Genomic DNA, 26509 nt, shown 5'->3' with positions numbered 1-26509 from the left:
ATTTCAGGCGCGTTCCACTTCGAGCCGGTCGGCACTGCCGCCGATGATGCGCACCTTCGTGCCGGCAGGCAGGTCCGGCCCCTCGACCCGCCACAGCGTGTCTCCCAGACGGATACGGCCGACCCCGTTCGTGATCGGGTCCTCCAGTGTCGCCGTCCGGCCGACCATCTGCGCCACGCGATCGTTGAGCAAGGGTTCGTCGCTGTCTGTTTCCGTGCGCGCCAGCCACGACCGGCCGGCATAGACGAAGCCGACCGACAGGATCAGGAACCCGAGCACCTGCACCTGCCAGGTCCACAACTCCGCGCCAATTCCCCACACGACAAGCGAAATCACGCCGATGACCAGCGCGGCGATACCGAGCCACAGGAAGAAGATGCCCGGCGCGAGAACTTCCAGCACGAGCAGGACCAGTCCCAGGATGATCCAGCTCCAGCCGCCGATATCGGTTATCCATTGAAGGATCATGGTGTTCTCCGGCCTACAGCTTGCCGGTCGGAGGGACGGTGCGGCTGCGGTTGCCGGATCCGTTCGATCCGTCGCCATCGCCGAACACTTCCTTGGCGATGGCACCTATGCCGCCGAGCGAACCGATCAGCGAAGCCGCTTCCATCGGCATCAGGACGATCTTCTGGTTCGGCGCCGATCCGATCGCCTGCAGGGCCTCGGTGTATTTCTGGGCGACAAAGTAGTTGATGGCCTGGGTCGAGCCCGCGGCAATCGCCTCGGAGACCGATCGTGTCGCGTTCGCCTCGGCCTGGGCCAGCCGCTCACGGGCCTCCGCCTCGCGATAGGCGGCCTCGCGCTCGCCTTCCGCCTTCAGGATCGCGGATTGCTTGAGGCCCTCGGCACGCAGAATCTGCGACTGGCGCTCGCCCTCGGCCTCGAGGATCTCGGCGCGCTTGTCGCGCTCGGCCTTCATCTGCCGTGCCATGGCATCGACGAGATCTGCCGGCGGGTTGATGTCCTTGATCTCTATGCGGGTGATCTTGATGCCCCACGGGCTTCCCGCCTCGTCCACGACGCGCAGCAAACGCGTGTTGATCGCATCGCGGTTGGACAACAGCTCGTCGAGATCCATGGAGCCCATCACCGAACGGATATTGGTCATGGTCAGGTTCAGGATCGCGTTTTCCAGTCCCGCGACCTGGTAGGCGGCCTTGGGCGCGTTCATGACCTGGTAGAAGCACACGCCGTCAGCTTCGACGGATGCGTTGTCGCGGGTGATGACGACCTGGGTCGGCACATCGAGCACCTGCTCCATCATGTTCATCTTCGCGCCGATCCGGTCGAAGAAGGGGATGATGAGATTGAGTCCCGGTTCGAGCGTGCGGGTGTATTTCCCGAACCGTTCCACCGTGTAGTTGTAGCCCTGCGGCACGGTCTTGATGCCGGCAAACAGGACGATGACCACGAGTGCGGCGAACACCGCGATTGCTATGTCGAAGCCGAACATGACTTGAATCCTCCAGGTGCCGCGACCGGCATTGCGCTGGCCGATTGTTAATATGGGAATGTAAACCGCGGATTACGAAACCGGATACGCGCCGCTGATTATATCCAGCCCTGCAGTTCCCGGCGCACCATCGCCTCGATGACTGCCATGCCCTCCTCCGAGTCGTTGAGGCAGGGAATGTGGGTGAATTTCTCGCCGCCGTTTTCCCGGAAGATATCGGCCCCCTCGCCCGCGATTTCCTCCAGCGTTTCCAGGCAGTCGGAAACGAAGCCGGGATTGAAGACGGCGATCGTTTTCACGCCGTCCCTGGCAAGCTGCTCGATGGTCTTGTCGGTATAGGGTTGCAGCCATTCCTCCGGACCGAACCGCGACTGGAAGCACGTCAGCAGGCGGCCCTCCTCCCAGCCGAGTCGCTGTTCGAGCAGCCGCGAGGTCTTCTGGCACTGGCAATGATACGGATCGCCGCGCTTGAAATAGCTCTGGGGTATCCCGTGATAGGAGGCGATCACCTTTTCCGGTTCGAAATCCAGCTTCTCGAAATGCGCCTCGATCGAGCGCGCGAGCGCCTCGATGTAGATCGGTTCGTCGTGATAGGACGGCACCGTCCGCACAGCCGGCATGAACCGTGTTGCCATGAGCGACTGGAAAACCTTGTCGTTGACGGTTGCCGTCGTTGCCGCCGAATACTGCGGATAGAGCGGGAAAGCCAGGATGCGATCGCATCCCTGCTCGCGCAACGCCGTCATGCGTGAATCGATGGAGGGGTTTCCGTACCGCATCGCCCAGTCGACGACGATATCCGGATGGTTTTCCAGCGCCGCACCGAGCTTTTCTGCCTGGGACCGCGTGTAGGTGCGCAGATAGCTTTCGTCGCGATCCTCGTTCCAGATCGTCTTGTACGCCTTGCCCACCTTCGCGGGGCGGGTTCTGAGCACGATGCCGAAGAGGATCGGATACCAGACATATCGCGGCCATTCGATCACGCGCCGGTCGGTCAGGAATTCCTTCAGGTAACGCCGCATCGACTTCACGTCGGTGGCATCCGGCGTGCCGAGATTGATCAGCAGAACGCCGATCTTCCGGGCCTTCACCGGCGGATGGTCAGGCGGCAGCGGCCCGGTGGCCCGCGCCTCGGCGCGATCGATCTTCGTCGTGATGTTCATCGTCCTATCCTTTGGGCAGGAACTTAGCCGCCGCCGGCCATGTTTCAATGCCGTATCTTGCCACGGTCCCCGTCACGCAAACGAAAGGGCGCGGGAAAGCCCGCGCCCTTCCTTTCGATCTGTCCGGCATCTCAGGGGATGACGAGTTCCGCGCCGATCGTCAGGTTGTCGGCATCCATGTCGGGATTGGCCTCGGCGATCTTCGACCACATCTGGCCGTCACCGTAATACTTCCTGGCGAGGTTCCAGTAATTGTCGCCACGCGCCACCATGTGGGTCCGTGCCGGCACCACCGGAGCGCCGCTTGTCAATGTCGAGACGGGCAGCTCCGGTTCCGGCACCGCCACGGCGGTCTCCCCGGCCATCGCCGCATCGGCTGCCTGGATGCGTCCGTCCGTATACGGCTTGTAGGGGCTGTTTGCCGCGATGTAGTCGGCCACGACTTCCTCGAGACCCGGGCCGTAGTCATAGGCATTCATGCCCTTGTCCCTGAATACGGCATAGCCGTCGCCGCCGCCGCGCATGTAGTTGTTGGAAACGACACCATAGACCGCTTCGGGGTCGATCGGAGCGAATTCGCCGTTCGCATCGGCGACCATCACGTTCGAAATGCGCGAGCCCGGCTCGGCCTTTGCGTCGAATGTGTATTTCAGGCCGGCGACCTGCGGGAAGCGACCGGCTCCCTCCTCGATCTGGCTGACGCCGTTTTCCAGGGCTGCAATCACGTCCGCGCCCTTGAGCTGGAAGGTTGCCAGCGTGTTCTGGAACGGAAGAACCGCCAGCACCTCGCCCATCGTCACTTCGCCGGCGTCGATGGAGGAGCGCAGCCCGCCTCCGTTCTGGATGGCGATCTGGACACCCTGGTCCTTGACGCGATCGAGCATGGCATCGGCAACCAGGGTCCCCATGGAACATTCCATCGCGCGGCAGACATCGCGGCTGCCGTCGATATCATCTGCCGCCTCGCCGATCACCTTGACCTTGAGTTCCTCGATCGGCTCGGCAAGTTCCTTGACCCGGGCGACGACCTCCGGATCTTCCTCGACGGAAGCGTCCAGCAGTATCGTGTCGCCGGTGGCCTCGATGACATTGCCGTCGTCATCGAAGGTGAGGACCAGGTGGCCGACATATTTCGAATAGGCGTAGGCCTGCACCACCGGCACGTTGCCCACCATGGTCGGATAGGCCATGGCGCCTTCCTCGGTATTGGAGAACTTCGTGTGCGAATGGCCGCCGACGACAGCGTCAAGGCCGGTCACAGCGCCCGCGATCTCCATGTCCTTCGTCACGCCGACATGGTTGAGCGCTATGATCTTGTTCACGCCCTCGGCCGCCAACGCATCGGCATCGGCCTGCAGGCTTTCGATCTCGTCGGAGAATGTCACGGCATCGGACGGGCTCGACGTTTCGACCGTATCGGTCGCCAGCGCGGAAACGATGCCGATTTTCTCCCCGCCGACCTCGATCACCAGGTGATCCTCGATCTTGCCAGCGAGAATGTTCGACTGGCTGACATCGATATTGCCCGAAATGACCGGGAAATCGACCTTGTCCGCCAGCTTCGCCAGGCCTTCGTCCCCGTCATCGAATTCATGGTTGCCCACGGCCATGGCGTCGAAGCCGATATGGTTCATGAACTCCGCTTCGACGTCGCCCTTGTAGGTCGTGTAGAACAGCGACCCCTGGTACTGGTCGCCCGCATCGAGAACAAGGACGTTCTCGCCTTCCAGTTCCTTGCGCAGTTCGTTGATCTTTGTGGCAACGCGGGCCACGCCGCCGAAACATTCACCTGCCTCGTTGTCTTCCGCGCTGCAGGTCGAGTCATACTTGCTGACCGGTTCGATACGGCTGTGGAGATCGTTTATGTGGATGATATGCAACGTATAATCGGCACTCGCACTCGCCGTACCGATCGCCAGCGCCGAGACGCTGAACATGGCAAGTCTCAGGATTCGTTTCATTCCATTCTCCCTGTTCGGTTGGCGCCGCCGGGGCGGACACCGTGGGCGGCTCCATGGCACATGCCTGTAACAATCATGCGATGGCCGCCGTCGCCACGATGTTTCCACCGGCCGCGACGATTGGCAAGACGGCACGGCCGTCGATTGCAAAAGCTTGTGATGGCCGCGAAGCGCGCGCGATCACCCGATGGCGCCTCGACGTACCAGTGTGAACTGCGAGCCGGCATCGTTGGTGCAGTTCATCTGGCCGGGATTGATGACCAGGCAATTTGCGCGCACCTGCTGCTGGCGCACCAGCGAGGTGAAGATGATCTCGATGTTCCGGTCGTCGATATAGCGGTAGCTGCCTTCCGCCAGCCGGTTGCCGGTATCGTTGGCGACGGTCACGAACACGCCGCTGTTGAAGCTCGATGTCGCGACGCCACCGGTATCGCTCCAGTTGCCCTCGACGCCGCCACCGCGCGTCGCCTGGCCGTAACCATAACCCGGAGGAGGACCGTCCATGACGCAGCCGCCGAGCGTGGCGAGCGCAAGCAGACTGCCGGCAAGGGCGGTGGATTTGGCGAGAAGGCGGGAATTCATGCGGTTACCCCTATCGAATATGTCTTGTGCCAATCTAGAACACTTTCTTCATGCATAGAAGCCGCAATGCTTCAATGCGCCGGTACTTTCGGCAGCTGTCGCCCGTGGCGACGGCGAGTACACGGAACAGTTCTGGCCGGGCGCTGGCCGGGTTTGGTCCTTTAGCAGCCCCGCCGGGCCAATATAAGGCGGCCGGGTTCCTCGTCGCCTTGGTATCGCCCGTCCCGCGTCTCGGCCATGCTGCCGGAACAAAAAATGCAGGCCATATGCCTTTCGGATTGGTCCAAGGCGCGCTATTTCCCTTCTGGAAAAGAAAAACAGGTAGTTGAAATGCCCGCATACCGATCCCGCACGACCACCCACGGCCGCAACATGGCCGGTGCCCGCGGCCTCTGGCGCGCCACCGGCATGAAGGATACCGACTTCGGCAAGCCGATCATCGCCGTCGTCAACTCTTTCACGCAGTTCGTTCCCGGCCATGTCCACCTGAAGGACATGGGTCAGCTCGTGGCGCGCGAGATCGAGGCTGCGGGCGGCGTAGCCAAGGAATTCAATACCATCGCTGTCGATGACGGCATCGCCATGGGCCATGACGGCATGCTCTATTCGCTGCCCAGCCGCGAGATCATCGCCGATTCCGTCGAGTACATGGTCAATGCCCACTGTGCTGATGCCATGGTGTGTATATCCAACTGCGACAAGATCACGCCCGGCATGCTGAACGCGGCAATGCGCCTGAATATTCCGGCGGTTTTCGTTTCGGGCGGGCCGATGGAGGCCGGCAAGGTTGTCCTGAAGGGCGAAACCCACGCGCTCGACCTGGTCGACGCCATGGTCGCCGCCGCGGACGACAATGTCACCGACGAGGATGTCCGGACCATCGAGCGGTCCGCGTGCCCGACCTGCGGTTCGTGTTCCGGCATGTTCACGGCCAACTCGATGAACTGCCTGACCGAGGCCCTCGGCCTCTCCCTGCCCGGCAACGGCTCGATGCTCGCAACGCATGCTTTCCGCCGGCGCCTGTTCGTCGAGGCCGGGCACCTGATTGTCGACATCGCGCGTCGCTACTACGAACAGGACGATGAATCCGTCCTGCCCCGCAACGTCGCGTCGAAAAAGGCGTTCGAGAATGCCATGACGCTCGACATCGCCATGGGCGGTTCCACCAACACGGTGCTGCACATTCTTGCGGCGGCGCACGAGGCCGGTCTGGATTTCCGGATGGAGGACATCGACCGCCTGTCGCGCAATGTTCCCTGCCTGTCGAAGGTCGCGCCGGCCAAGGGTGACGTTCACATGGAGGATGTCCACCGCGCTGGCGGGATCATGGCGATTCTGGGCGAACTCGACAGGGGCGGCCTGATCCATCGCGATTGCCCGACCGTGCATTCGGCGACGATAGGCGATGCCATCGACCGTTGGGACGTCATGCGGACGAACAGCGATGACGTGCGCACTTTCTACCGTGCAGCACCCGGCGGGGTGCCGACCCAGACGGCTTTCAGCCAGGAGCGTCTATGGGATGAACTGGATACCGACCGGACGTCCGGCGTTATCCGCTCGGTCGACAACGCCTTCTCCCGTGATGGCGGCCTCGCCGTGCTGAAGGGCAATATCGCTGTCGACGGCTGCATAGTGAAGACCGCGGGCGTGGATGAATCGATTCTGACCTTCTCCGGGCCGGCCAAGGTCTTCGAGAGCCAGGACGCGGCGGTCAAGGGCATCCTCGGCAACGAAGTCAGTCCCGGCGATGTCGTGGTCATCCGATACGAGGGACCGAAGGGCGGTCCGGGCATGCAGGAAATGCTCTACCCGACCAGCTACCTGAAGTCGAAAGGGCTGGGAAAGGCCTGCGCGCTCGTCACCGACGGCCGGTTCTCCGGCGGCAGTTCCGGTCTTTCGATCGGCCATGTTTCGCCCGAGGCGGCCAATGGCGGCGCCATCGGTCTTGTACGCGACGGCGACATGATCGAAATCGACATCCCGAACCGCACCATCAATCTTGCGGTATCGGAAGCCGAACTGGCAAAACGCAGGTCCGAGCAGGACGCCGCCGGCTGGAAGCCGGCAAAGCCGCGCAAGCGCAACGTGACGACTGCGCTCAAGGTCTATGCCGCCTTCGCGTCCTCCGCCGACAAGGGCGCGGTGCGTATCCTGCCCGAGTAACCGACTGGCAGCGCCGGTTCCAAGGAACCGGCGTCATTCCCCGATGGCGGCACGCTCGCGCAACCACGCGGAAAGCCTGTCACGGACGCCCGTCAGTCCCTTGTAGGCAAGCTGGTCTGCCTCCAGCGCATCGAGTTGCGCCGCCAGTCCGCGTGCGAGCGCGGGACCGTCCGGATGGCCCTCGATAACCGATATCGGATCGAGATGGATGCGGATCGTGAACAGGATGTCGCCCGACGCCGGCATCTTGCGCAACGTCTGGCGCTCGACACGGACGAATACGTCCGTAGGCGCCATGCCGGCCAGGAACCCGCCGTCCGCCTCCGCACCGGCATCCCGCAGGTCCTTCGAGCGCGGGTGATGAAGCTCCCCGTTCTCCTGCAGTGACCAGTTTCGCCGCTCGACCGGCAATTCGACCTTAAGGTTGTCGAAGATCCGGCCGATCATCCCGGCCGTCCGCGTCCCCGGTCCGAACCCCGGAACGGTGTCGTGGATCGCATCCAGCGGACGATCGAACTTCTCCGCCAGCGACCATGACGAGGGAAAGCAGAGCGACGCGGCGACAAGTCGCCAGCCGTCGTCGCATTTCCGCATCAGCACGAGGTCCTCGGCAATCATCAGGGAAACGGTCTTGAGCGGCGCCGGATCGTCCGCACGGATCTGCACACGTCTTCCCCTGTCGCCCACGAAAACTTCGTCTGCCGCGCGGCGATAGGTGCCCGGGAACCTCTGAAGGAGGTGGCGGAGAAGCTCGTTCCGAACCTCGCGCTGCGCCTCGATCGTGTCGGCACGCGCCATGAAAACCCGGTCCGGCACCGCGTCGAAAAGGCGGTCCTTTTCGGTCAGGCAGCGTTCGAGTTCGCCGTCGATCTCGATCCAGTCCCGCAGGTCGAACGGTTTCAGGCCGATGGTGAACGGTGTCGCCGATCCGTCATAGGGAGTGTGGACCGGTCGCACCATGGCCGCCCCCTAGCTGTCCATCGCTTCCAGTTCGTCGATGATGCCCTCGATCACCGCCAGTCCCTTCGACCAGAAGGCCGGATCCGACGCATCCAGCCCGAACGGCGCCAGCAGTTCGGAATGATGTTTTGTTCCGCCTGCGCGCAGCATGTCGAAATACTTTGCCTGGAAGCCCGACTCTGCATCCTGGTAGACCGCGTAGAGCGAGTTCACCAGGCAATCGCCGAACGCGTAGGCATAGACGTAGAACGGCGAATGGATGAAATGCGGTATGTAAACCCAGAAGGTCTCGTAACCCTCCGGCAACCGAATTGCCGGGCCGAGGCTTTCGCCCTGCACGCTCATCCACAATTCGCCGATCTGCTCCGCGGTCAGTTCGCCGGACCTGCGTTCGGTGTGGACCTTGCGTTCGAAGCAATAGAAGGCGATCTGGCGGATCACTGTGTTGATCATGTCCTCCGCCTTCTGCGCCAGCATCGCCTTGCGCTCGCGCCGGTCCGTGGTGCGGTCGAGCATCGAGCGGAAGGTCAGCATCTCGCCGAAGACCGACGCCGTCTCGGCCAGAGTCAGCGGAGTTTGCGCCATCAGGGCGCCCTGCTCGCCGGCCAGCACCTGGTGCACGCCATGGCCCAGCTCGTGCGCCAGCGTCATCACGTCGCGCGGCTTGCCCATGTAGTTGAGAAGCACGTAGGGATGCGCCGAGGGCACGGTCGGATGCGCGAATGCACCCGGCGCCTTGCCGGGACGCGCCGGCGCGTCGATCCACGACTTGTCGAAGAACTGCCGTGCGATTTCGGCCATTTCGGGCGAGAACTCGGCATAGGCGGAAAGGACGGTCTCCTTCGCCTGTTGCCAGCCTATGGTTGCCTGCGAACTGTCCGGCAATGGTGCGTTCCGGTCCCACGCCTCCAGGCGGTCGAGACCCAGCCATTTCGCCTTCAGCGCATAGTAGCGATGCGAGATGCGCGGATAGGCGTCGCGCACGGCCTGCGTCAGCGCGTCGACGACCTCGCGTTCCACGCGGTTGGCCAGATGCCTGCTGTCGGCAATGTCCTCGAAGCCGCGCCAACGATCGGAGATTTCCTTGTCCTTGGCGAGCGTGTTGGTTATCAGCGTGAAGGTCGGCAGGTTCGCGGCGAATGTATTGGCCAGCGCACGGAAGCCCGCCTCACGTTTCATCCGGTCGTGATCCTGCAGCAGGTTCAGGGTCGGTTCGAGCGGCAGTTCCTCCCCGTCGACGGAGAAGCGCAGCCCCGTCATCGTCTCGTCGAACAGGCGATTGAACGCCCCGCGTCCGGTCAGCGATTTTTCATGGAAGAGCTGCTCGATGCGATCCTCCAGCTGATAGGGCTTCTCCTTGCGCAGGTCGGCGATCCAGGGCCGGTAGCGCGCGAGGGTCTCGTCCGCGGCGAGGGCTTGTTCCATCGCCTCGTCTTCCAGCCGGTTCAGTTCCAGCGTGAAGAACAGCAGATGCGAGCTGATGTCGGTCAGCCTCTGCTGCATGTCGCCGTAGAACTTCGCCTTGACCGGGTCCGCAGTCTCACCGGCATAGGTGAGGCTGGCATAGGCCATGATGCGGCCGAGCAGCTCCTCCAGCGCCTCGAAGGCGACGACGGCCTTGCCCAGTTCGCCGTTGGTGGCCGCCACCGGAAGTTTTCCCTTCCACTTGTCCGAGAATGCGAGCGCTTCCCGTTCGGCCCGTTCGAGGTCCCGCTTCAGTTCCGGCGCATCGAGACCGGCATAGAGATCGGCGAGATTCCACTCCGGCAGGTCGCCGACTGGTGTCGATTGCGCGGTGCCGCCGGTCGCCGTTGCGCCACGCGCGGCATCGGCGGATCGAGGAAAAACCGGATTTGTCATTTCGCATGCCTCGTTGCGCTCGTCCCGATCCCGGTCCGGCGGTCGTTAAACTTCTAAACACCGCCTTAGCCCGCATTTCAGGAATTTGTGCCAACTTGGCGCACTGGGACTGCCGGGAAGTGTCTTCCGGTCAGAACAATACAAAAGGCGTCATGCGGTTCAAGCGATGAGTGCACAAATCCTCATTGTCGACGACGATCCGGTCCAGCGCCGCCTGCTCGAGGCGGCGGTGGAACGGCTGGGTCACACACCGCGCTCCTGCGATGGCGGAGCGGCGGCGCTCGACGCTGTCGAAAACGCCGGCACCGCCCCGTTCGACGCCATGCTGCTCGACCTTGTCATGCCCGACATCGACGGGCTGACGGTGATGCGTTCCATGCGCGAACGCGATGTCAACATTCCCGTCATCGTGTTGACGGCGCAGGGCGGCATCGATGTGGTCATCACCGCCATGCGTGCCGGTGCCTTCGATTTCCTGGTCAAGCCCGTCTCGCCGGAACGCCTGGCAACGGCGCTCGACGCCGCGCTCAAGGTCAATTCCAAGAGGGTCTCCTCCGGCGACCACGACGGCGCCTCCGCCGTTCGCAACATGGTGGCGGGCAGCGAGGCCATGGATCGCGTCAAGACCCTGATGCGCAAGGCCGCCGCCACCGACATACCCGTGTTGATCGAGGGCGAGTCCGGCGTGGGCAAGGAGCTGATCGCCCGCGCCATCCAGGCCGACAGCCCTCGCAAGAACAAACCGTTCGTCGTCGTCAACTGCGGCGCAATCCCCGAGAACCTCATCGAAAGCATCCTGTTCGGCCACGAGAAGGGCGCGTTCACGGGCGCGACGGAGAAGCACACGGGCAAGTTCGTCGAGGCCAACGGCGGGACGCTTTTCCTCGACGAAATTGGCGAACTGCCGCTTGACGCGCAGGTCAAGCTGCTGCGCGCGATCCAGGAGGGAGAGATCGAGCCCGTCGGTGCCAAGACGCCGAAGAAGGTCAACATCCGCATCATTTCGGCAACCAATCGCGACCTGATCGCGGCGATCAAGGAAGGCCGTTTCCGCGAAGACCTGTTCTACCGCCTCAACGTCTTTCCGATCATGGTGCCGCCGCTGCGCCAGCGCGTCTCCGACATTCCGCAACTGGTACATCACTTCATCGAGATGTACCGGCGCGAGGAACCGGCCTTCAGGGCGCGCGGCATCTCCCCGCGGGCACTTTCCCTTCTGCAGGCTCATGACTGGCCGGGCAACATCCGCCAGCTTCAGAACGCGGTTTTCCGCGCCATGGTCCTGTGCGAGGGCAACATGCTCGGCGAGGAGGACTTCCCCCAGATCTCGGCCCAGGTGCACGGCATAGATCCGAAGGAGCTCGAGGGTGCGGAGAAGGAGCCGACAGCGGAAGAGTCGGCATCGCCTCGGCGCGCCGAACTCGACAATGTCCCTTCCGCCTCGGCGGGGGACTGGATCGAGCCCGCCGGCAGTTGGGGAACGGTGCGATTGCTTGACGAGGACGGAAATGTGCGCCCGCTCGTCGAACTGGAATGCGAGGCGATCGCCTTTGCGATCGACCATTATGGCGGCCAGATGAGCGAAGTTGCACGCCGTCTCGGCATCGGCCGCTCGACGCTTTACCGCAAGCTCAAGGAATACAATCTCGGCGACACCGGCGTCGCCGCCGAGTGAAGCGCCTCGCGCCGCATTGACGCGGCGGGGCAGCCACGGCCTTCATGGCTTTGGTAATCATGTGTTTTTGCACCCGGCCTCACCTGGAATCCTGCCATCGTATTACCGCAATTTCTGGCCATCACACCGTCTAGAAAGGGGAAGTTCGGGGATTGGTACGTGCGCGATTGCCTTTCAGACGCATCCGTTCTGTATATTGCCGGGTATTGGTGCCATCGCCGCGATAACACGCGGTTAACCATGTTGCCGTTAGCTTCCGGGGAAGTTTTCTTGTTCCAGGTTGGTGCGTATTGAAACAGCGGGTGCCAAGAGAGGCGAAAGGCCTCCGGATAACGGTCGTGCGCTTGACCGCGCGCACGCTCGCGTTGCTCTGTATCGGCCTTTCGCTCACGCTGGCGGGATCGCTGTCCGCAAGTGCGGAAACCCGCACGCTGAAGCTTTACTATATCCATACCAAGGAACGCGCCGAGATCACCTTCAAGAAGGACGGCAAGTATATCAAGAGCGGCCTCGACAAGCTGAACCGCTTCCTGCGCGACTGGCGGCGGAACGAGCCGACGAAAATGGATCCGCAGCTCTTCGACATTGTCTGGGAAGCCTATCAGATGGTCGGCGCGAAGGACTATATCCACGTCGTTTCGGCCTACCGCTCACCTGCCACGAACGAGATGCTGCGCAGGACCCGCGGCGGCCAGGCCCAAAAGAGCCAGCACATGTACGGCAAGGCGTTGGATTTCTATATCCCGGGCGTCAAGCTGTCGAAGCTCCGCGAGGTCGGTTTCAAGCTGCAGGGCGGCGGCGTCGGCTATTATCCCAAGTCCGGGTCGCCCTTTGTGCATTTCGACACCGGCAACGTGCGCGCCTGGCCGCGAATGAGTCGATCCGAGCTGACCCGCCTGTTCCCTGATGGCAAGACATTGCATCTGCCGCCGGATGGAAAGCCCCTGCCCGGCTACCAGCAGGCACTTGCAGCATACAAGGCCCGCAAATCTCGAGGTGACGCGACCGCGCTTGACGTGGGTAGCCGCAGATCCGGCGGCGGCCGGAACCTGCTCGCCGCCATCTTTGGCGGCGGCGCGGACGAGGAAGAGGACAACATCGAGGCCGCCGCGCCGGTCGCCCGCAGGACGACGGTCGTCAAGGCAGCGCCGCCGCCCGATACACAGTCGCCGAGCGCGCTCATCGCGGCATTGGCACCCCGCAAGACGCCGTTGCCGCAGTTCGCACCGCGACCGCAGGGCACCATACCGGTAGCACCGCCCGAACAGGTGATTGCCCTGGCCGAGCCGGTCGCGGAATCCGTTCCGGTCCCGGCCGACATACCGCTTCCCGAGCCCAAGCCGGAAGACATACTGGTCGCTGCGGCGGATCCCGGCCTGCCGACGCGCCGCTCCGCCGCAGAGATCGAGGCTGCGCTCGATGCCGCGGCCGACCGTCCGGCAGACGCCGACCTGCGGCAGACCACGGTCGAAGCCCTGCTGGCTGCCAACCGCGACAACGCAGCAGAACCGCCTGCCCCGTCCCCTGTTCCGCTGCCCTCCGCCGCACCGCGGCCGCAGACAGCGGAGCGCGCACCGGTCGAACTGGCTGCGCTGGCAAGACCCGTTCCCCGGGATGACGTGAACGCGGGCATTCCCGTTTCCGCCGCCTATGCACCAGCGCCGAACCCGCGCCCGCGGCCTTCCGAACCGGACAGGACCGCGGTCGCTTCGCTTCCCGTGCCGGACGATCCGCGCGCCCTGGCCATGCTTGACACCGGCGTGGCGACAACCGGGAAGACAGCACGTCCGGCGCTCCGGGAAGCGTCGGCGCGCGACGCCCGCAAGCCCGTGGAGATCGTTCCCGCCGACCAGATCGACCCGGCCCGCTTCGGAAGCTGGACCACCGCGCAACTGTCAGTCACCGATTACGGCCGCCCGTCGGAAAGGCCTGTCTTTATCCGGAATGCCCTCCGCGAAGCCCCGACGACGGTCTATACCGAGGGCTTCCGCAGGGAGGCGATGCCCGACCCGCGCCGTTTCTCCGGCAACGCTGTGACCTTCCTGACCGTTGCGAAATTCGGAGGCGGGACCGGGGGTGACGGTCAGCCGCTCACATTGCAGATCCCGCCCGCCGAATGACGGTTGCTCCTAGCGGTCTACCACCGCGACAAACCCCTCGAACTGCGGGTGCCCGGCATACATGCCCTTGTTTCCGCCCGCATTCCTGTGCGCGGCGCGGAAATTCTCCGAGTTCGTCCAGTTGACGAAATCCTCCTCGCTTTCCCAGATCGTGTGCGAAGCGTAGAGCGTCGTCCCGGCCTCCTCGTCCCGCGGGCCCTTCAGGAGATGGAAAGACCTGAAGCCGGGCATTTCCGCGAGGCTGGAATTCCGGTTGCGCCAGACATTCTCGAACGCTTCCTCGTGGCCGTCATTGATGCGAAATCGGTTCATGGCGACATACATTTGCTGGTTCCTTTCCTTGATTTGACTTGACGGATTCGGGCTTCACCGTCTGACTTCGACGGGGATTACGAATTGGCGTTTCGCGCCCGGGGGAGGCGGCGGAAACGGAGCCGAGCGGCGAATATGGTCCAGCGCGACCTTGTCGACCGCCGGAGAACCGGAACTGGCAACGACGCGAGCGCTGGCAAGACCGCCATTGGCGGTGATCGAAAAGCCTATCCGGGCCACGCCGCTGCCCCCGGCTCGCTTCTGGCGCGTCCGCCGGATTTTGGAATAGACCTTGCCCGGATAGTTCGAAGCCTTGGCGTTGCCGGCTCTTGCGGCCGTACCGGCACGAAGCTTTCCGCCGGACTTCGCCTTGGCCTCGACACGTCCGTCCGAGCGACCTGTACGCGCGTTGCGGTCGGAATTCCCGCGGGCGGCATTCGCCACCTTGGCGCGCTCGATCTTCCTTCTCGGCTGCGACTCCCGGGCTTTCGCAAGTTTGCCTTCGTCCCCGGGCCGCGGCGGACGCGCAGTGGGAACGGGTGTCGCGGACGTGTCCGCCAGGGCGCGGACAGTCTCCGTGACGTGGCTTGGCATCAGGGCGGCCATATCCCGGGAATCGGCGGGCAGTTCACGTTTCGCGACCGGATTTGCCTCGACGGGTTGCGTCTTTTCCGGGGGAGCCGGCTGTTGCGCTGCAACGGGCACTGTTCCCGCAGCCACCGCCGGAACGGTCGGTATTGCCGCATCGGAAGTAGCGGCCAACTCCGCTGCCGTGGGAACGACGGATACAATTTCCGCGGACCGCGCGGGCTCGGTGACGGCTGGCCGGACCGGTTTCATGCTCGGCGCGACCTCGGCCTCGACGCGGTTTGCAGGCAGCGGTCTGGCGGGAATCACGTGATCGCTGCCCTGTAGCAGGTCCTCGAAACTCGAACCAAGCATGGCGATCTGTGCCGTCTCGCCGCCCTCGACAAGAACCGGCGGCGCCGAAGGGGTCGCGACCATGGCAGCGGCAAAGTGGATACCGAGCGAAGCCGCGACTGCAACTGCGATTCGCACGAACTGGCGATGCTTCATTCGAGATTCCGTTCGGCAACGATGAACACACGGCTTGCCCCGGCATCGCGCAGGGCATTGCCGATCTCGACCAGCCTGACTGCGGGAAGATCGCGATCGGGTACCAGTCGCACCACGGTATCGCCCTGCTCCAGCGTTTCTCCGGCCACGGAAAGCGCATCTGCCGGTTCAACCGGTTCGCCGCGATAACTGATCGTCCCGTCGGCATGGATAACCAGCGCGTCGGGCGGCTCGCGCCCTTGCAGGTCAGCCGCCTTGACCAGGGTCACATCCCGGTCGAGCGGCGGCGACAGCGTCCCCGCAATCAGGAAGAACACGAGCATCAGGAAGACGACATTGATCAGGGCGATCGTCGGCTCGGGCTTTCGTACGGATGAAGTCTCGGCGGCAAGACGCATGGCACGAACCTCAATGCACGACAGCGACGGCGAAACCGGGTACGCCTTTCAGGAGGGCATAGACATCGACGAAGCGTTGCGACACGGTTTCGGAATCCAGTGCCAGCAGCACGGTATTGGCGCCCTGTTCGGCCTGTCGTCCCAGGACGTCCGCAATATCCGCGAGTTCGACCTCTTTGCCGTTGAGAATCAGCCGGTCGTCGGAAAGGCGGAGATAGACCGGCTTGACCTCCCGCTCCGCGGCGGCGCCGGCGGCGGTCAGCTCGATTTCGCCGAACTTGGCAAAGGTCGACGACAGCATGAAGAAAAGCAGCAGCAGGAAAATGACATCGATCAGCGATGTCATCGAGATCGTGCCACGCCTTCGCTCTGCCAGCTCAAGCTGCATGAACCGGCGCCTCCCCCGTCATTCCGGTCGGTTGTTCGCGGGATATCGCAACCGGCTCGGCCAGTTGCACGGGATTGAGAATGATCGTCAGCGCACGCGCCAGAAGCTCGCGCTCACGCGCCACCCGGCTCTCGAACCAGGTGAGAAACAGCGATGTCGGCATGGCGACCGCCAGCCCGACCGCGGTCGTCAGGAGCGCAACCCATATGCCGCCGGCGAGCAGGGAGGGGTCGACCGAGTTTCCCGCTTCCTGGAGACTCCGGAAAGCTTCGATCATGCCCAGAACGGTGCCGAAAAGTCCGATCAGGGGTGAAAGCTGAGCAATTGCATCGAGCGCGCGAAACCCGGATTGCAACCTGGCAAGATAGGCAAATGCCTCCGCCTGGAGCCGCTCGCTGACGGCATCCTTCTCGTCGGACCCGGCTTCGGCGATCGTCGCCATGCCCTGGCGAACAAGGGCACCGGCGGCACTTCGACTTGCGGACAGATCGGATATTGCCAGCTGGCGATTGCCCGCGTTCCAGTGCGCCAGGGCACGGTCCATGTTGGTATGCCGGCCAACCCGCTCCACGAGGAATTGCCAGATCTTCGCAATGACCAGCGCAGCAGATATGACCGAGACACCGACCAGAACGGTCACGACAGGACCGCCAAGAGCCAGAAAATCCGCAATGCGTTGCAACGTGCCATCGATCATCGGCTTCATCCTGCCAACTCGACCGCGGTCTTCGACGTGACCCTCAGCCTGTCGATGCACTCATCGCCCGAAAGCCCGCTGCCGGAGCAGGACGCCGCGCCGTTGATAAGGACGCTGCCAATCGCCCCGCATTTCGCATTGTCGAGGTCGAACTGGCGCACGCGCTTGCGCCCCTCCGGCAGCGCCTGGAAATCGAACAGCGTCAGCCGGTCGACGACCCCGTCAGTCCCGATCAATACCGTCTCGTAGGCAAGCGCTTCGAGATCGGCCCCGAGACGGTTCTCGGCCAGGAACACGATGCGGCAGGATTCTTCGATCTGCTGCAGGGCATTCAGTTCCAGGGATAGATGCGGGGCCGGCGCTTTGTCCTGCGAAAAGACCGGCCCCGACAGGGCAAGGACGCACGCCAGGCTTATCGCGGCCCTGACTTGCCAGACGTGGGAGTGTCGTCCTGCCTGTTTCATGTGTAGATGATCCTCTCTTCACTTAGGCTGCGATCCCGCGACCGGAGTCGCCCATCGCGGGGCATTGAAGGGTTTCACGGCACAAACATGATATTTTTGCTCATGTTTGAATCCGATATAAAACAGGACAATCGGAGTCAAGTTTGCATTTCGAAACCCGCCCCCTTTGCTGATCGCCGCGGCCGGGGCCGCGGCGCCCTGCGAAAGCCTGTTCCACCATCCGCGTTAGAAGCGTTGCGTAAGCGTCACCTTGAAGGTGCGCCCCGGCTCGGAATAGTACGCCATCGGCTGGGCCGAGGATGACGTGAGATCGAGGTCACGCCACTTCACGGCGTCATAATATTCGGTATCGAAAAGATTGTAGACGCCACCCGACAAGCGGAATCCGTTCAGGTTTTCCGGCTCCCACCATCCGGTCAGGTTCACGATCGCATAGCCATCGGGCTTGAACGCCGCAGGCGATTCCGCGTCGACCGGCGCTACGCCGATGAGACGGGCATCGGTTCCCCAGGTCTCGGTTTCGTAGCCTATGCCCACAACGGCTTTCAGCGGGGCAACCGAGTCGATCAGGTCACCGGTATCCTCGTCCTTTCCGTGCGCAAGGGCGAACGCTCCGCTCAAGCTGAACCCGTTCTCGAATCGCTTGTGCAGTTCCGCCTCGAATCCGTAGATTTCCACGCGATCGAGATTCTCGTAGGTGGTGCTGAAGGAATAGCCCGGCACCGTGTAGCTGGTCTCGCTATCGATGAAATTCCGATACTTGTTGTAGAATGCCGTAATGCGGCCGCCTTGGTCTTCGTCGCCGAAATTCGCGCCGACTTCGAAGCCATGGCTCGTTTCGGGTTCGAGGTCGGGATTGCCGATCGACCGATAGAACGGCGCGTTGTCGTAGTTCAGGTAGAGCTGGCTGACATTCGGTGCCTTGAATGCCATGCTCCACTGCGCGAACAGCTGCAGGCCGGGATCGACCCGGTAGCCGGCGCGGAGTTTCGGCGAGAACTGGTAGTCGCTGCGTTCTTTGGGCAGCGTACCGGGAAAGTCGGCCGTGTCCCTGGGCTTGTAGTCATACCAGTCGTAGCGCAGGCCGGGCGTCAGGCTGAAACCGCTATCCCCGAACGAAATCTCGTCATCCACGAACAGGCCGACGCGATAGGCGTCGATATCCGGCATGTCGGACTTGTTGTTGTGGTAGAACATGCACGCGAACGGCGGCGGAGAAATCGTGTCGCAAGCGTCGTCACCGCTCGAATACTGTTCGAAGCGCGAAAGCGACATGTCGAGCCCCACGGAAAGAAGATGGGTTGAAGCGCCGACTTCGAGACTGCGCTCCGCCGCCCCCGTGAAGCCAACGGCATTCTCGGTCAGGTCGTTGCCACGCATCCAGTCACCCGCCAGCGAATCGACGCGCACACCTTCAACACCGGCGAAGGATTGCAGCCGCTGCCAGTACAGCTTGGCATCCGCCCGATCCACCAGCGCACCAGGGATCGGCGCCTCGTATCGATAGTCTATCGATACGCGATTGCGTTCATTGACATCTTCGCCGTCAAGTTCGGAATAGGTACTGCCTTCCTCGGTGAAGAGGTCTGTCGACGAATCATTGCGGAAACGTTCAGCGGTCAAACCCACCATATGACCGGCGCCAACATCCTGACGAATCTTGAAGAGCAGGTTGTGCTCGTCATAATCGACGGGATTCGGCTGGGAACGACCGGCCCCTGTGCCCCCGACCGTTCCCTGGTTATCCATCTCGTGGCCGCGTGTATAGCCGGCCTGCAGCAGGACGGATGTATCGTTTCTGCGCCCGGCGATCGCCACGACGCCCCCGATGGACTGATCCCTGCTGTCATAGGTTGTCCTGGCAATACCGCCAAAATTGTCATCTTCTTCCAGCAGATCGCCCGGCTCGAGCGTGCGCAAAACAACCGCGCCGCCGAGAGCCCCGGAACCGGCGCGACTGGAATCGGCACCGCGAACGATATCAACGGTCGAAAGGCTGGAGAAATCGAATGTATCGACACCGCCATCGGCGCTGTTCACACCGCTGCGCGCATCATTGACGAGAAAGGGTATCGGAATTCCGTCGATTGTTGTCAGGATGCGATCGGCTTCAAGTCCGCGAATATTGACGCCGCGACCCGCGGCCCCCGTGCCGATTCCCGGCTCGGTCGTATTACCCAGGTCGACGATGCTGTCTATCTGATTGCGCTCGATCTCTTCGTCCGTCGTCTGGGTTGCAAGCGGCGTACCGGCGACCGACCCCGCTTCCCTCTCCTTGCCCAACAAGATCAACCGCTGCAGAAGCGTCGGCTGCCCGGAATCCACGACGTCTTCCTGTGCGACAGCCGAAGATGCCATGCACAAGACTCCCAACGCGACACCGCCTGCCAAAATCGCTGACTTATGCCCCACCAACCCCATTGCCTTCTCCTGATTCTAAACGGGTAAAACGGCTTGCTGGCGGGCGGCTTGCTGGCCTTGTGAGTGAGAAACTGTCTAATCAAACTTGACACATTCACTCATGTATTGCATCCGATATGAAACATGACGATGAGAGTCAAGTTTGATTTTGACCTCCAGTCGCCGAGCCAGCGTTCCGGCCAGCCAGGCGTTTACGATTCAGCAGTGCGAGAATGATGACAGAGCAGAATAACCGGGTACCGGCACATGACGCCATGAACCCGCAGATAGGAACGCTTCCCGGCGGCATCGCCGTCTACAACAGCGCGCAGCTTTTCAATGGCGCGACCGAGATCTGCATCAACCATGACGGAACGATCTATCGGCTCAAGATAACCCGGCAGGGCAAGCTGATACTCAACAAGTGAGCTACCAGATGAATAGAGAAATCCGCCTTGCGCCGGAAGAAATCAGGTCGGCCAAGGCAGCCGAGCCGGAAACCCGCGAACGGGACCTGGCAAGCAAGCTTGGCATATCCGAAGGCGAGTTCACCGCGGCCTGGGAGGGCGAAGGTGTCACGCGCCTTTCGCCCGATCTCGATGCAATCCTGCCGCGCCTCGCCTCGGTTGGCGAGTTGATGGCGCTGACGCGCAATGAACACGCCGTTCACGAGAAAATCGGTGTTTACGAAAACTACACTCCGCGCGGACGGGTCGCGATGTTCCTTGGAAAGGCGATGGACCTGCGAATTTTCCGGGCGCATTGGGTGCACGCCTTCGCGGTAGAGAAGGACACCGCAAAAGGGATCGCGCGAAGCATCCAGTTCTTCGATGCGCACGGCGATGCCGTGCACAAGATCCATTTCCGCCACAACAGCGATCTCGGCGCTTGGCAGAAAATCATTGATGACGTTCGGATGCCGGAAAATGCGCGAATTCCCGGCTTCGCCCCGCACACCGAACGGGTACCGGCGACCGATCCGGGAGAAGAACTGGTTGAAGAACTGCGTCGGCGTTGGGCCTCAATCGAGGATACACACAAATTCCAGGGAATGATCGCGCGACTGGGTTTCAGGCGGTTGCAGGCGATCCGCTCAATAGGCGATCGATATGCTTGGCGTATCACCGACGACGCCATGGAGGCGCTGCTGAACATCGCCGCCAATGAACGTGTTCCGCTTATGGTGTTCGTGCGCAACCCGGGCATGCTGCAGATCCATTCCGGCTTGATCGCCAACGTCAGGCGTACCGGGGACTGGCTAAACGTCATGGATCCCGATTTTCACCTCCATCTGCGCACGACGGCGATTGCCGAGTGCTGGGCACTAAGGCGCCCCTCCAGAGACGGTGATGTCCTGTCTGTGGAGGCCTATGATTCGACCGGTGACCGCATCCTGCTCGTCAATGGCATCTGGTCTGCCGGACAGGCAAACCGCCCGGACTGGCAGATGCTGGTGAATGGTTTGCCGCGCCATTCCGCCATCGCTACCGCATGAGGTTTCCGAAATGCTGCTTCTCATTCGCCATGCTCTGTCCGCCGGAAGACCGCGGAGCCTTCTCTGGTCCGCTGCCTGCGCAGCAATGGTCCTGCTTCTGCTTGTGACTCGCAATGCTTCGGCGGACGCGCAAGAAAGCCCGCGACGTATCCTGTCCATTGGCGGCGCGATCACGGAAATCGTCTTTGCACTCGGCGAAGAAGGCCGGCTTGTCGGGCGAGACTCGACCAGCACGTGGCCTGAAGAGGCACGCGAACTGCCCGATGTCGGCTACATGCGCGCCCTGGCACCGGAAGGTGTCCTGTCGATCCGGCCGGACCTGATCCTGGCAAGCGAAGGAAGCGGACCGCCCGAGGCCATCGACGTGTTGAAAGCCGCCAGCATTCCCTACGTCGAGGTGCCGCAGGAATATGACGCCGAGGGCATCGATGCCGCGATCCGGATAGTTTCCGAAGCGCTCGGCGTCCGCGAGAAGGGCGATGCTCTGCGTGCGGACCTGTCTGAGCAAATAACGGAACTTTCGGTTGCAGTCGCCGAAATCAAGCAAAGGAAGCGTGTGCTGTTTATTCTGTCCATGCAGGATGGCCGTATCATGGCTTCTGGCACCGGGACTGCCGCAGATGGCATACTCCGATTGGCCGGTGCAGAGAATGCGCTCACCGAGTTCGCGGGTTACAAGCAACTCACCGACGAGGCGCTGATTTCCGCCGATCCGGATGTCGTTCTGATGATGGATCGCGGGGACGGGTTCACGATTGACGACGAGGCTCTGTTCTCGCATCCCGGCCTGAAATCGACCCGGGCCGGAAGGAACCGCGCGTTCGTCCGCATGGACGGGCTATACCTGCTCGGCTTCGGTCCGCGCACGGCGGCGGCAGCGCTTGATCTGGCCAAGGCTTTGTACGGCAATGACCTTCGCTGATACCCTTGCCACTGTTCGGATGTCGCGGCGCAAGGGCGACCGTTCCGCCGCAGCGCGCGCGGCGATAATCGCGCTCGCACTTCTTCTCGTCCTTTCCTTCTTTTTCAGCCTGGCGTCGGGAGCATCCGGCGCATCGGCATGGCAGGTGTTTCTCGAGGCGGCGGGTCTGCGGTCGGGAACCCTCGATCTCGCCGACCGTATTGTCGTCTTCGACATCCGCATGCCGCGAGCGGTGCTCGGCGTGCTGATCGGGGCGGCTCTTGCCGTCTCGGGCGCGATCATGCAGGGCGTATTCCGCAATCCGCTCGCCGATCCCGGTATTGTAGGCGTCTCGGCGGGCGCCGGTCTGGGAGCGGTTGCTTTCATCGTGCTGCAAGGCTCAATTCTGGCACCTGTTGCAGCGTTTTTCGGCATCTACGCCATTCCATTCTCCGCCTTTCTCGGCGGGCTCGCGTCGACCCTGGTCCTCTACCGAATCTCGACAAGGCATGGACACACCTCGGTTGCCACAATGCTGCTTGCCGGTATCGCACTCGGCGCATTGTCCGGCGCATTCACAGGACTCCTCGTCTTCTGGGCAAATGACCAGCAATTGCGCGACCTGACCTTCTGGGGGCTCGGTTCACTCGCCGGCGCAACCTGGTCGAAGAACTTCATGGTCGCGCCTCTGATCTTGCCGGTCCTTTTCGCCCTACCGCTGATGGCGCGCGGGCTAAATGCGCTTGCGCTTGGAGAGGCCTCGGCGCGCCATCTCGGAACCGACGTGCAGCGGTTCAAGAACGCCGCAATTGTCTGCGTTGCTTCTGCCACCGGAGCATCCGTGGCCGTTTCGGGCGGCATAGGTTTTGTTGGAATTGTCGTACCGCATCTCCTGCGGCTCGCCATCGGCCCGGACCACCGCTACCTGCTGCCCGCATCCGCCCTTCTCGGCGCGACCCTGCTTCTGTTTGCGGACACGATCGCCCGACAAATCGTGGCACCTGCAGAACTGCCCATCGGAATTGTAACGGCCGCGGCCGGCGCACCATTCTTCCTCTGGATATTGCTGCGCAAGCGCGGCATCATTGACCTCTAGGACACCATGCTCGTTGCACAGAACATTGAGGTCCGACTGAGCCGGAAGAAGGTACTGGATGGCGTGAGCCTGACCGTGCCGGAGGGGCGATTGTCGGTCGTCATCGGTCCGAACGGCTCCGGCAAGACAACGCTTTTGCGGGCTCTGTCCGGTGACTTGCCCTATTCCGGACATGCCAGCTTGCATAGCCTCGATATCGCACGCGCAAAACCATGGGAACTGGCAACACTTCGTGGCGTACTGCCGCAATCGTCCAATTTGTCGTTTCCGTTTACCGTGCGAGAGATCGTAGGCCTCGGCACCCGCGAAGGGCTGACGGAAGATGATCGGGATGTTGTGTCGGCAGCCCTTGCTCGGGTGGACCTTGCTGGCTTCGAGGGCCGAATGTACCAGGAGCTTTCTGGTGGCGAACAGCAGCGCGTACAACTCGCCCGCGTCCTCTGCCAGGTCTGGTCACCAGTCATTGACGGCAAGGCACGCTACCTGTTCCTAGATGAACCGGTTTCGAGCTTGGACATCCGCCACCAGTTGCAGATCATGAATGTCGCGCGCGACTTTGCCGTCCGTGGCGGCGGCGTATTGGCAATCCTGCACGATCTCAACCTCACGGCGATTTATGCGGACCACGTTGTACTGCTGAAAAACGGGCGTATTCATGCTGCCGGTACGCCGGCTGATGTTCTGACCGCATCAAATCTGCAGGCGGTGTATGACTGCGAATTATCCGTGAATCAGCCGCCGCAGGCAGGCTCAATCTTCGTGCTGCCTCACCAAGCACATTCTGCGGCAGGACAGCCACAGAATTCGCCTTAGCGGATTGGTTGCCGACAACCGGAAAACGCGCCCCTTGCCAGACTATTCTTCCTCGGGCGCCGGCACCATTCCAAGCGCGTGAAGATAGAGATCCAGGACAGCCTCCTGTTCCATCCGTTCGTTCTGGTCCTGCTTGCGAATAGCAACGACCTTGCGCAGCACTTTCGTATCGAATCCGACGCCTTTGGCCTCGGCATATACGTCCTTGATATCGTCGGCGATCGATTTTTTCTCTTCCTCGAGACGCTCGATTCGTTCCACGAATGCACGCAACTGATCGCGGGCGACGCCATTCACGTCGGACATGGGCAGGCTCCTCATGAGTCGGAAAACAGGGCTCACCGATGCCGCATCACGCCATCATGGTCAACCGCGCTATACAGCCATGCACAGCTGCTTGGAAGCACCGTTCAGATAGGTGCTTTTTTCAGTTACGCTTGACGTCGAAAATGTGCTCAAGCTTGCGCGCCACAAGCCACGCGACCGGAACCCCGATAGCCGCACCCGCTACCGCGGCGATGGCTATATGCTGCGCCGAGAAAAGGTCCGCTGTCAGCAACATGATAACAACGATACCCATCAGCGTCGGTGCAGTGAGAAGGTAAGCGGCAAGAAACAGTGCGAACATGATCGACCCCCATCATCGCATGAGACATGAGGGATCATGAACGCCGATTGGCTCTGACGCCTTGCGCCAAGTCAAAGCGCTGCGATTCGTGCTGTAGAGCGTCAGCGCGGCAAAACCGTCTCGCCCATCAGGAACTTGTCGATTGCGTGGGCCGCCTGCCGACCCTCACGAATCGCCCAAACGACGAGTGATTGACCACGCCGTGCATCACCGGCAGCGAAGACCTTGTCGGTGGTTGTCCTGTAATCGAGGTCGTTGGCATGCACCGAGGTACCGCCACGCCGGTCAACGTCGATCTGCAACTTGTCGCCGAGTTCCGCGATCACGCCATCTTCCAGCGGACCCGAAAAACCGATTGCGATAAAGGCTAGATCCGCCCGGATATAAAATTCCGTACCAGCGATCGGCTCACGCTTCTCATCGACCTCACAGCATTTGACATGGGTCAGTTGCCCATTCTCGCCTATGAATTCCAGCGTAGCCACCTGGAATTCCCGTTGCGCGCCTTCCGCCTGGGATGACGACGTGCGCATCTTGGTCGCCCAGTACGGCCACACGGCAAGCTTGTCTTCCTTTTCAGGCGGCTGCGGTCGGATGTCGAGCTGGGTTACCTTCACCGCACCCTGACGGAACGCGGTGCCTATGCAGTCGGAGGCTGTGTCGCCACCACCAACAACAACAACATGTTTGCCGTTGGCGACGATCGGCTCCGACGCCCATGCGACCGAGCCGATATTCTCGCCGGCCACGCGCTTGTTCTGCTGCACGAGGTAGTTCATCGCCGGATGCACACCGGCGAGGTCGCCGCCGGGAATGCCCGCCTCGCGCGGCTTTTCCGAGCCGCCGCAGTAAAGCACGGCATCGAATTCCTCGATCAGTTCCGCGACCGGCTTGTCGACCCCGACATTGACATTGACGTGGAACGTCACGCCCTCGCCTTCCATCTGCTTCTGGCGCGCGTCTATATAGCGCTTCTCCATCTTGAAGTCCGGGATGCCGTAGCGCATCAGCCCGCCGATCCGTGCCTCGCGCTCGAACACGTGCACCTCGTGACCGGCGCGGCCGAGCTGCTGCGCCGCCGCCAGGCCCGCCGGGCCGGAACCGATAATGGCAACCTTCTTGCCCGTCTTCGTCGCCGCCGGCTGCGGCACGACATAGCCGCTCTCATAGGCCTTGTCGGCGATGGCCTGCTCAACCGTCTTGATCGCGACGGGAACGTCCTCGAGGTTCAGCGTACAGGCCTCCTCGCAGGGCGCCGGGCAGATTCGTCCCGTGATCTCGGGGAAATTGTTGGTCGAATGCAGGTTGCGGATCGCGTTGTCCCAGTCCCCGTTGTAGACGAGGTCGTTCCAGTCGGGAATCTGGTTGTTGACCGGACAGCCCGTCGGCCCGTGGCAGAACGGGATGCCGCAATCCATGCAGCGCGCTGCCTGCTTGACCACCTCCCCGTCCTCGAGGGGAATGGTGAACTCCTTGAAATGCCTGATGCGGTCGGACGCCGGCTGGTACTTCGGCGTCTGCCGGTCGATCTCGAGGAAACCCGTTACCTTGCCCATGATTGATCCCGCAACTATTCGATGACGACTGCCGTGCCCGACGCCGACACCATCAGCATCGAGCCGGAACCGGCCGCTATGTTTTCATAATCGAGGTCGACGCCGATGACCGCATTGCAGCCGCAACGAAGCGCTTCCTCTTCCATTTCGCGCAGCGCGATCTCGCGCGCCTCGCGCAGAGATTTCTCGTAGGCACCGGACCGCCCGCCAACGATATCGCGAATACCGGCGAAAAAATCGCGAAAGATATTGGCCCCGAGGATCGCCTCCCCGGTGACCACACCCTTGTATTCGACGATCCTGCGCCCCTCGATCGTGTTGGTTGTCGACACGATCATGGG

Annotated in this window: 26 protein-coding genes; 8 read left to right on the top strand and 18 right to left on the bottom strand. The window is 62.2% G+C overall.

The window, feature by feature from the left end; translation table 11 throughout:
• Positions 1 to 3: 3 nt before the first annotated feature.
• The 5 genes from HTY61_RS19010 to omp10 form a co-directional block, all read right to left on the bottom strand.
• Positions 4 to 468 carry an NfeD family protein gene (locus HTY61_RS19010; RefSeq protein WP_175278282.1) on the bottom strand — a complete coding sequence of 155 codons (465 nt, stop codon included), beginning with the start codon at positions 466 to 468 and terminating at the stop codon, positions 4 to 6.
• A gap of 13 nt (positions 469 to 481) precedes the next feature.
• Positions 482 to 1456, bottom strand: a complete 975-nt coding sequence (locus tag HTY61_RS19005) for an SPFH domain-containing protein (protein WP_175278281.1) — start codon at positions 1454 to 1456, stop codon at positions 482 to 484.
• A gap of 98 nt (positions 1457 to 1554) precedes the next feature.
• A complete protein-coding gene (hemH, locus tag HTY61_RS19000; RefSeq protein WP_175278280.1) occupies positions 1555 to 2619 on the bottom strand; it encodes a ferrochelatase in 1065 nt (354 codons plus the stop codon).
• Between the two features lie 131 nt (positions 2620 to 2750).
• A complete protein-coding gene (locus HTY61_RS18995; protein ID WP_175278279.1) occupies positions 2751 to 4580 on the bottom strand; it encodes a 5'-nucleotidase C-terminal domain-containing protein in 1830 nt (609 codons plus the stop codon).
• A gap of 180 nt (positions 4581 to 4760) precedes the next feature.
• A complete protein-coding gene (gene omp10, locus HTY61_RS18990) occupies positions 4761 to 5162 on the bottom strand; it encodes an outer membrane lipoprotein Omp10 (RefSeq protein WP_175278278.1) in 402 nt (133 codons plus the stop codon).
• Positions 5163 to 5492: 330 nt separating this feature from the next.
• Between omp10 and ilvD the strand changes: the two genes are divergently transcribed.
• Positions 5493 to 7328 (top strand): dihydroxy-acid dehydratase, encoded by a 1836-nt coding sequence (gene ilvD, locus HTY61_RS18985; protein WP_175278277.1) that lies wholly within the window; start codon positions 5493 to 5495, stop codon positions 7326 to 7328.
• Positions 7329 to 7361: 33 nt separating this feature from the next.
• Here the strand turns inward: ilvD and HTY61_RS18980 are convergent, their stop codons facing one another.
• Entirely contained in the window at positions 7362 to 8288 is a 927-nt protein-coding gene (locus HTY61_RS18980; RefSeq protein WP_175278276.1) for a heme-dependent oxidative N-demethylase family protein, read from the bottom strand.
• A gap of 9 nt (positions 8289 to 8297) precedes the next feature.
• On the bottom strand, positions 8298 to 10148 hold the full coding sequence (locus HTY61_RS18975; protein ID WP_175278275.1) for a M3 family oligoendopeptidase: 1851 nt from the start codon (positions 10146 to 10148) through the stop codon (positions 8298 to 8300).
• Between the two features lie 166 nt (positions 10149 to 10314).
• Here HTY61_RS18975 and HTY61_RS18970 point away from each other — a divergent pair, with 166 nt between their 5' ends.
• Both HTY61_RS18970 and HTY61_RS18965 read left to right on the top strand, forming a co-directional pair.
• Entirely contained in the window at positions 10315 to 11823 is a 1509-nt protein-coding gene (locus HTY61_RS18970; protein ID WP_175278274.1) for a sigma-54-dependent transcriptional regulator, read from the top strand.
• A gap of 338 nt (positions 11824 to 12161) precedes the next feature.
• Positions 12162 to 13943 (top strand): peptidoglycan L,D-endopeptidase MepK, encoded by a 1782-nt coding sequence (locus tag HTY61_RS18965; protein ID WP_246272856.1) that lies wholly within the window; start codon positions 12162 to 12164, stop codon positions 13941 to 13943.
• Positions 13944 to 13952: 9 nt separating this feature from the next.
• Here HTY61_RS18965 and hmuQ read toward each other — a convergent pair whose 3' ends face one another.
• The 7 genes from hmuQ to HTY61_RS18930 form a co-directional block, all read right to left on the bottom strand.
• Complete coding sequence (hmuQ, locus tag HTY61_RS18960; protein WP_175278273.1) at positions 13953 to 14267, bottom strand: heme-degrading protein HmuQ; 315 nt, start codon at positions 14265 to 14267, stop codon at positions 13953 to 13955.
• A 42-nt stretch (positions 14268 to 14309) separates the two neighbouring features.
• Positions 14310 to 15332, bottom strand: a complete 1023-nt coding sequence (locus HTY61_RS18955) for an energy transducer TonB family protein (RefSeq protein WP_175278272.1) — start codon at positions 15330 to 15332, stop codon at positions 14310 to 14312.
• The gene (locus tag HTY61_RS18950) at positions 15329 to 15730 is read right to left on the bottom strand and encodes an ExbD/TolR family protein (RefSeq protein WP_175278271.1); all 402 of its coding nucleotides are present in this window, start codon (positions 15728 to 15730) and stop codon (positions 15329 to 15331) included. The genes HTY61_RS18955 and HTY61_RS18950 overlap by 4 nt, the downstream gene beginning before the upstream one ends.
• 10 nt (positions 15731 to 15740) lie before the next feature.
• Entirely contained in the window at positions 15741 to 16118 is a 378-nt protein-coding gene (locus tag HTY61_RS18945) for an ExbD/TolR family protein (RefSeq protein WP_175278270.1), read from the bottom strand.
• Entirely contained in the window at positions 16108 to 16815 is a 708-nt protein-coding gene (locus HTY61_RS18940) for a MotA/TolQ/ExbB proton channel family protein (protein ID WP_175278269.1), read from the bottom strand. Before HTY61_RS18940 ends, HTY61_RS18945 begins: the two co-directional genes overlap by 11 nt.
• A 5-nt stretch (positions 16816 to 16820) precedes the next feature.
• The gene (locus HTY61_RS18935; protein WP_175278268.1) at positions 16821 to 17279 is read right to left on the bottom strand and encodes a hypothetical protein; all 459 of its coding nucleotides are present in this window, start codon (positions 17277 to 17279) and stop codon (positions 16821 to 16823) included.
• A 225-nt stretch (positions 17280 to 17504) separates the two neighbouring features.
• On the bottom strand, positions 17505 to 19637 hold the full coding sequence (locus HTY61_RS18930) for a TonB-dependent hemoglobin/transferrin/lactoferrin family receptor (RefSeq protein ID WP_175278267.1): 2133 nt from the start codon (positions 19635 to 19637) through the stop codon (positions 17505 to 17507).
• 317 nt (positions 19638 to 19954) lie between these two features.
• On the opposite strand from HTY61_RS18930, the gene hemP reads away from it, so the two are divergent.
• From hemP to HTY61_RS18905, 5 genes are all read left to right on the top strand, one after another.
• Positions 19955 to 20107 (top strand): hemin uptake protein HemP, encoded by a 153-nt coding sequence (gene hemP, locus HTY61_RS18925; RefSeq protein WP_246273078.1) that lies wholly within the window; start codon positions 19955 to 19957, stop codon positions 20105 to 20107.
• 8 nt (positions 20108 to 20115) lie between these two features.
• Complete coding sequence (locus HTY61_RS18920; RefSeq protein ID WP_175278265.1) at positions 20116 to 21174, top strand: hemin-degrading factor; 1059 nt, start codon at positions 20116 to 20118, stop codon at positions 21172 to 21174.
• Positions 21175 to 21259: 85 nt separating this feature from the next.
• A complete protein-coding gene (locus HTY61_RS18915; RefSeq protein WP_246272855.1) occupies positions 21260 to 22096 on the top strand; it encodes a heme/hemin ABC transporter substrate-binding protein in 837 nt (278 codons plus the stop codon).
• Positions 22083 to 23171, top strand: coding sequence for a FecCD family ABC transporter permease (locus HTY61_RS18910; RefSeq protein ID WP_175278263.1), 1089 nt, complete (start codon positions 22083 to 22085; stop codon positions 23169 to 23171). The genes HTY61_RS18915 and HTY61_RS18910 overlap by 14 nt, the downstream gene beginning before the upstream one ends.
• 6 nt (positions 23172 to 23177) lie before the next feature.
• A complete protein-coding gene (locus HTY61_RS18905) occupies positions 23178 to 23984 on the top strand; it encodes a heme ABC transporter ATP-binding protein (RefSeq protein ID WP_175278262.1) in 807 nt (268 codons plus the stop codon).
• A 42-nt stretch (positions 23985 to 24026) separates the two neighbouring features.
• On the opposite strand, the gene HTY61_RS18900 is transcribed toward HTY61_RS18905, so the two are convergent.
• From HTY61_RS18900 to HTY61_RS18885, 4 genes are all read right to left on the bottom strand, one after another.
• Positions 24027 to 24290, bottom strand: coding sequence for a DUF2312 domain-containing protein (locus tag HTY61_RS18900; RefSeq protein WP_175278261.1), 264 nt, complete (start codon positions 24288 to 24290; stop codon positions 24027 to 24029).
• Between the two features lie 121 nt (positions 24291 to 24411).
• The gene (locus tag HTY61_RS18895; protein ID WP_175278260.1) at positions 24412 to 24612 is read right to left on the bottom strand and encodes a hypothetical protein; all 201 of its coding nucleotides are present in this window, start codon (positions 24610 to 24612) and stop codon (positions 24412 to 24414) included.
• A 101-nt stretch (positions 24613 to 24713) separates the two neighbouring features.
• Positions 24714 to 26168, bottom strand: coding sequence for a glutamate synthase subunit beta (locus HTY61_RS18890; RefSeq protein ID WP_175278259.1), 1455 nt, complete (start codon positions 26166 to 26168; stop codon positions 24714 to 24716).
• 14 nt (positions 26169 to 26182) lie between these two features.
• Positions 26183 to 26506, bottom strand: a complete 324-nt coding sequence (locus HTY61_RS18885; RefSeq protein WP_175278258.1) for a heavy metal-binding domain-containing protein — start codon at positions 26504 to 26506, stop codon at positions 26183 to 26185.
• Positions 26507 to 26509: the final 3 nt, after the last annotated feature.

Origin of the sequence: Oricola thermophila (assembly GCF_013358405.1) — a bacterium.
GTDB lineage: Bacteria > Pseudomonadota > Alphaproteobacteria > Rhizobiales > Rhizobiaceae > Oricola > Oricola thermophila.
The sequence above is the reverse complement of the archived record's forward strand: the minus strand, read 5'-3'. Positions and strand labels throughout refer to the sequence as shown.

What these genes read in the sequence shown, in the direction of transcription:
- HTY61_RS18950 (WP_175278271.1), bottom strand. Translation starts at nt 15,730, where the DNA reads ATGCGTCTTGCCGCCGAGACTTCATCCGTACGAAAGCCCGAGCCGACG.
- HTY61_RS18955 (WP_175278272.1), bottom strand. Translation starts at nt 15,332, where the DNA reads ATGAAGCATCGCCAGTTCGTGCGAATCGCAGTTGCAGTCGCGGCTTCG.
- HTY61_RS18930 (WP_175278267.1), bottom strand. Translation starts at nt 19,637, where the DNA reads ATGGCATCTTCGGCTGTCGCACAGGAAGACGTCGTGGATTCCGGGCAG.
- HTY61_RS19010 (WP_175278282.1), bottom strand. Translation starts at nt 468, where the DNA reads ATGATCCTTCAATGGATAACCGATATCGGCGGCTGGAGCTGGATCATC.
- HTY61_RS18970 (WP_175278274.1), top strand. Translation starts at nt 10,315, where the DNA reads ATGAGTGCACAAATCCTCATTGTCGACGACGATCCGGTCCAGCGCCGC.
- hemP (WP_246273078.1), top strand. Translation starts at nt 19,955, where the DNA reads ATGAACCCGCAGATAGGAACGCTTCCCGGCGGCATCGCCGTCTACAAC.
- omp10 (WP_175278278.1), bottom strand. Translation starts at nt 5,162, where the DNA reads ATGAATTCCCGCCTTCTCGCCAAATCCACCGCCCTTGCCGGCAGTCTG.
- ilvD (WP_175278277.1), top strand. Translation starts at nt 5,493, where the DNA reads ATGCCCGCATACCGATCCCGCACGACCACCCACGGCCGCAACATGGCC.
- HTY61_RS18940 (WP_175278269.1), bottom strand. Translation starts at nt 16,815, where the DNA reads ATGATCGATGGCACGTTGCAACGCATTGCGGATTTTCTGGCTCTTGGC.
- HTY61_RS18920 (WP_175278265.1), top strand. Translation starts at nt 20,116, where the DNA reads ATGAATAGAGAAATCCGCCTTGCGCCGGAAGAAATCAGGTCGGCCAAG.
- HTY61_RS18885 (WP_175278258.1), bottom strand. Translation starts at nt 26,506, where the DNA reads ATGATCGTGTCGACAACCAACACGATCGAGGGGCGCAGGATCGTCGAA.
- HTY61_RS18890 (WP_175278259.1), bottom strand. Translation starts at nt 26,168, where the DNA reads ATGGGCAAGGTAACGGGTTTCCTCGAGATCGACCGGCAGACGCCGAAG.
- HTY61_RS18915 (WP_246272855.1), top strand. Translation starts at nt 21,260, where the DNA reads ATGGTCCTGCTTCTGCTTGTGACTCGCAATGCTTCGGCGGACGCGCAA.
- HTY61_RS18905 (WP_175278262.1), top strand. Translation starts at nt 23,178, where the DNA reads ATGCTCGTTGCACAGAACATTGAGGTCCGACTGAGCCGGAAGAAGGTA.
- HTY61_RS18980 (WP_175278276.1), bottom strand. Translation starts at nt 8,288, where the DNA reads ATGGTGCGACCGGTCCACACTCCCTATGACGGATCGGCGACACCGTTC.
- HTY61_RS18975 (WP_175278275.1), bottom strand. Translation starts at nt 10,148, where the DNA reads ATGACAAATCCGGTTTTTCCTCGATCCGCCGATGCCGCGCGTGGCGCA.
- HTY61_RS18945 (WP_175278270.1), bottom strand. Translation starts at nt 16,118, where the DNA reads ATGCAGCTTGAGCTGGCAGAGCGAAGGCGTGGCACGATCTCGATGACA.
- HTY61_RS18895 (WP_175278260.1), bottom strand. Translation starts at nt 24,612, where the DNA reads ATGTTCGCACTGTTTCTTGCCGCTTACCTTCTCACTGCACCGACGCTG.
- hmuQ (WP_175278273.1), bottom strand. Translation starts at nt 14,267, where the DNA reads ATGTATGTCGCCATGAACCGATTTCGCATCAATGACGGCCACGAGGAA.
- HTY61_RS18935 (WP_175278268.1), bottom strand. Translation starts at nt 17,279, where the DNA reads ATGAAACAGGCAGGACGACACTCCCACGTCTGGCAAGTCAGGGCCGCG.
- HTY61_RS18910 (WP_175278263.1), top strand. Translation starts at nt 22,083, where the DNA reads ATGACCTTCGCTGATACCCTTGCCACTGTTCGGATGTCGCGGCGCAAG.
- HTY61_RS18900 (WP_175278261.1), bottom strand. Translation starts at nt 24,290, where the DNA reads ATGTCCGACGTGAATGGCGTCGCCCGCGATCAGTTGCGTGCATTCGTG.
- HTY61_RS19005 (WP_175278281.1), bottom strand. Translation starts at nt 1,456, where the DNA reads ATGTTCGGCTTCGACATAGCAATCGCGGTGTTCGCCGCACTCGTGGTC.
- hemH (WP_175278280.1), bottom strand. Translation starts at nt 2,619, where the DNA reads ATGAACATCACGACGAAGATCGATCGCGCCGAGGCGCGGGCCACCGGG.
- HTY61_RS18995 (WP_175278279.1), bottom strand. Translation starts at nt 4,580, where the DNA reads ATGAAACGAATCCTGAGACTTGCCATGTTCAGCGTCTCGGCGCTGGCG.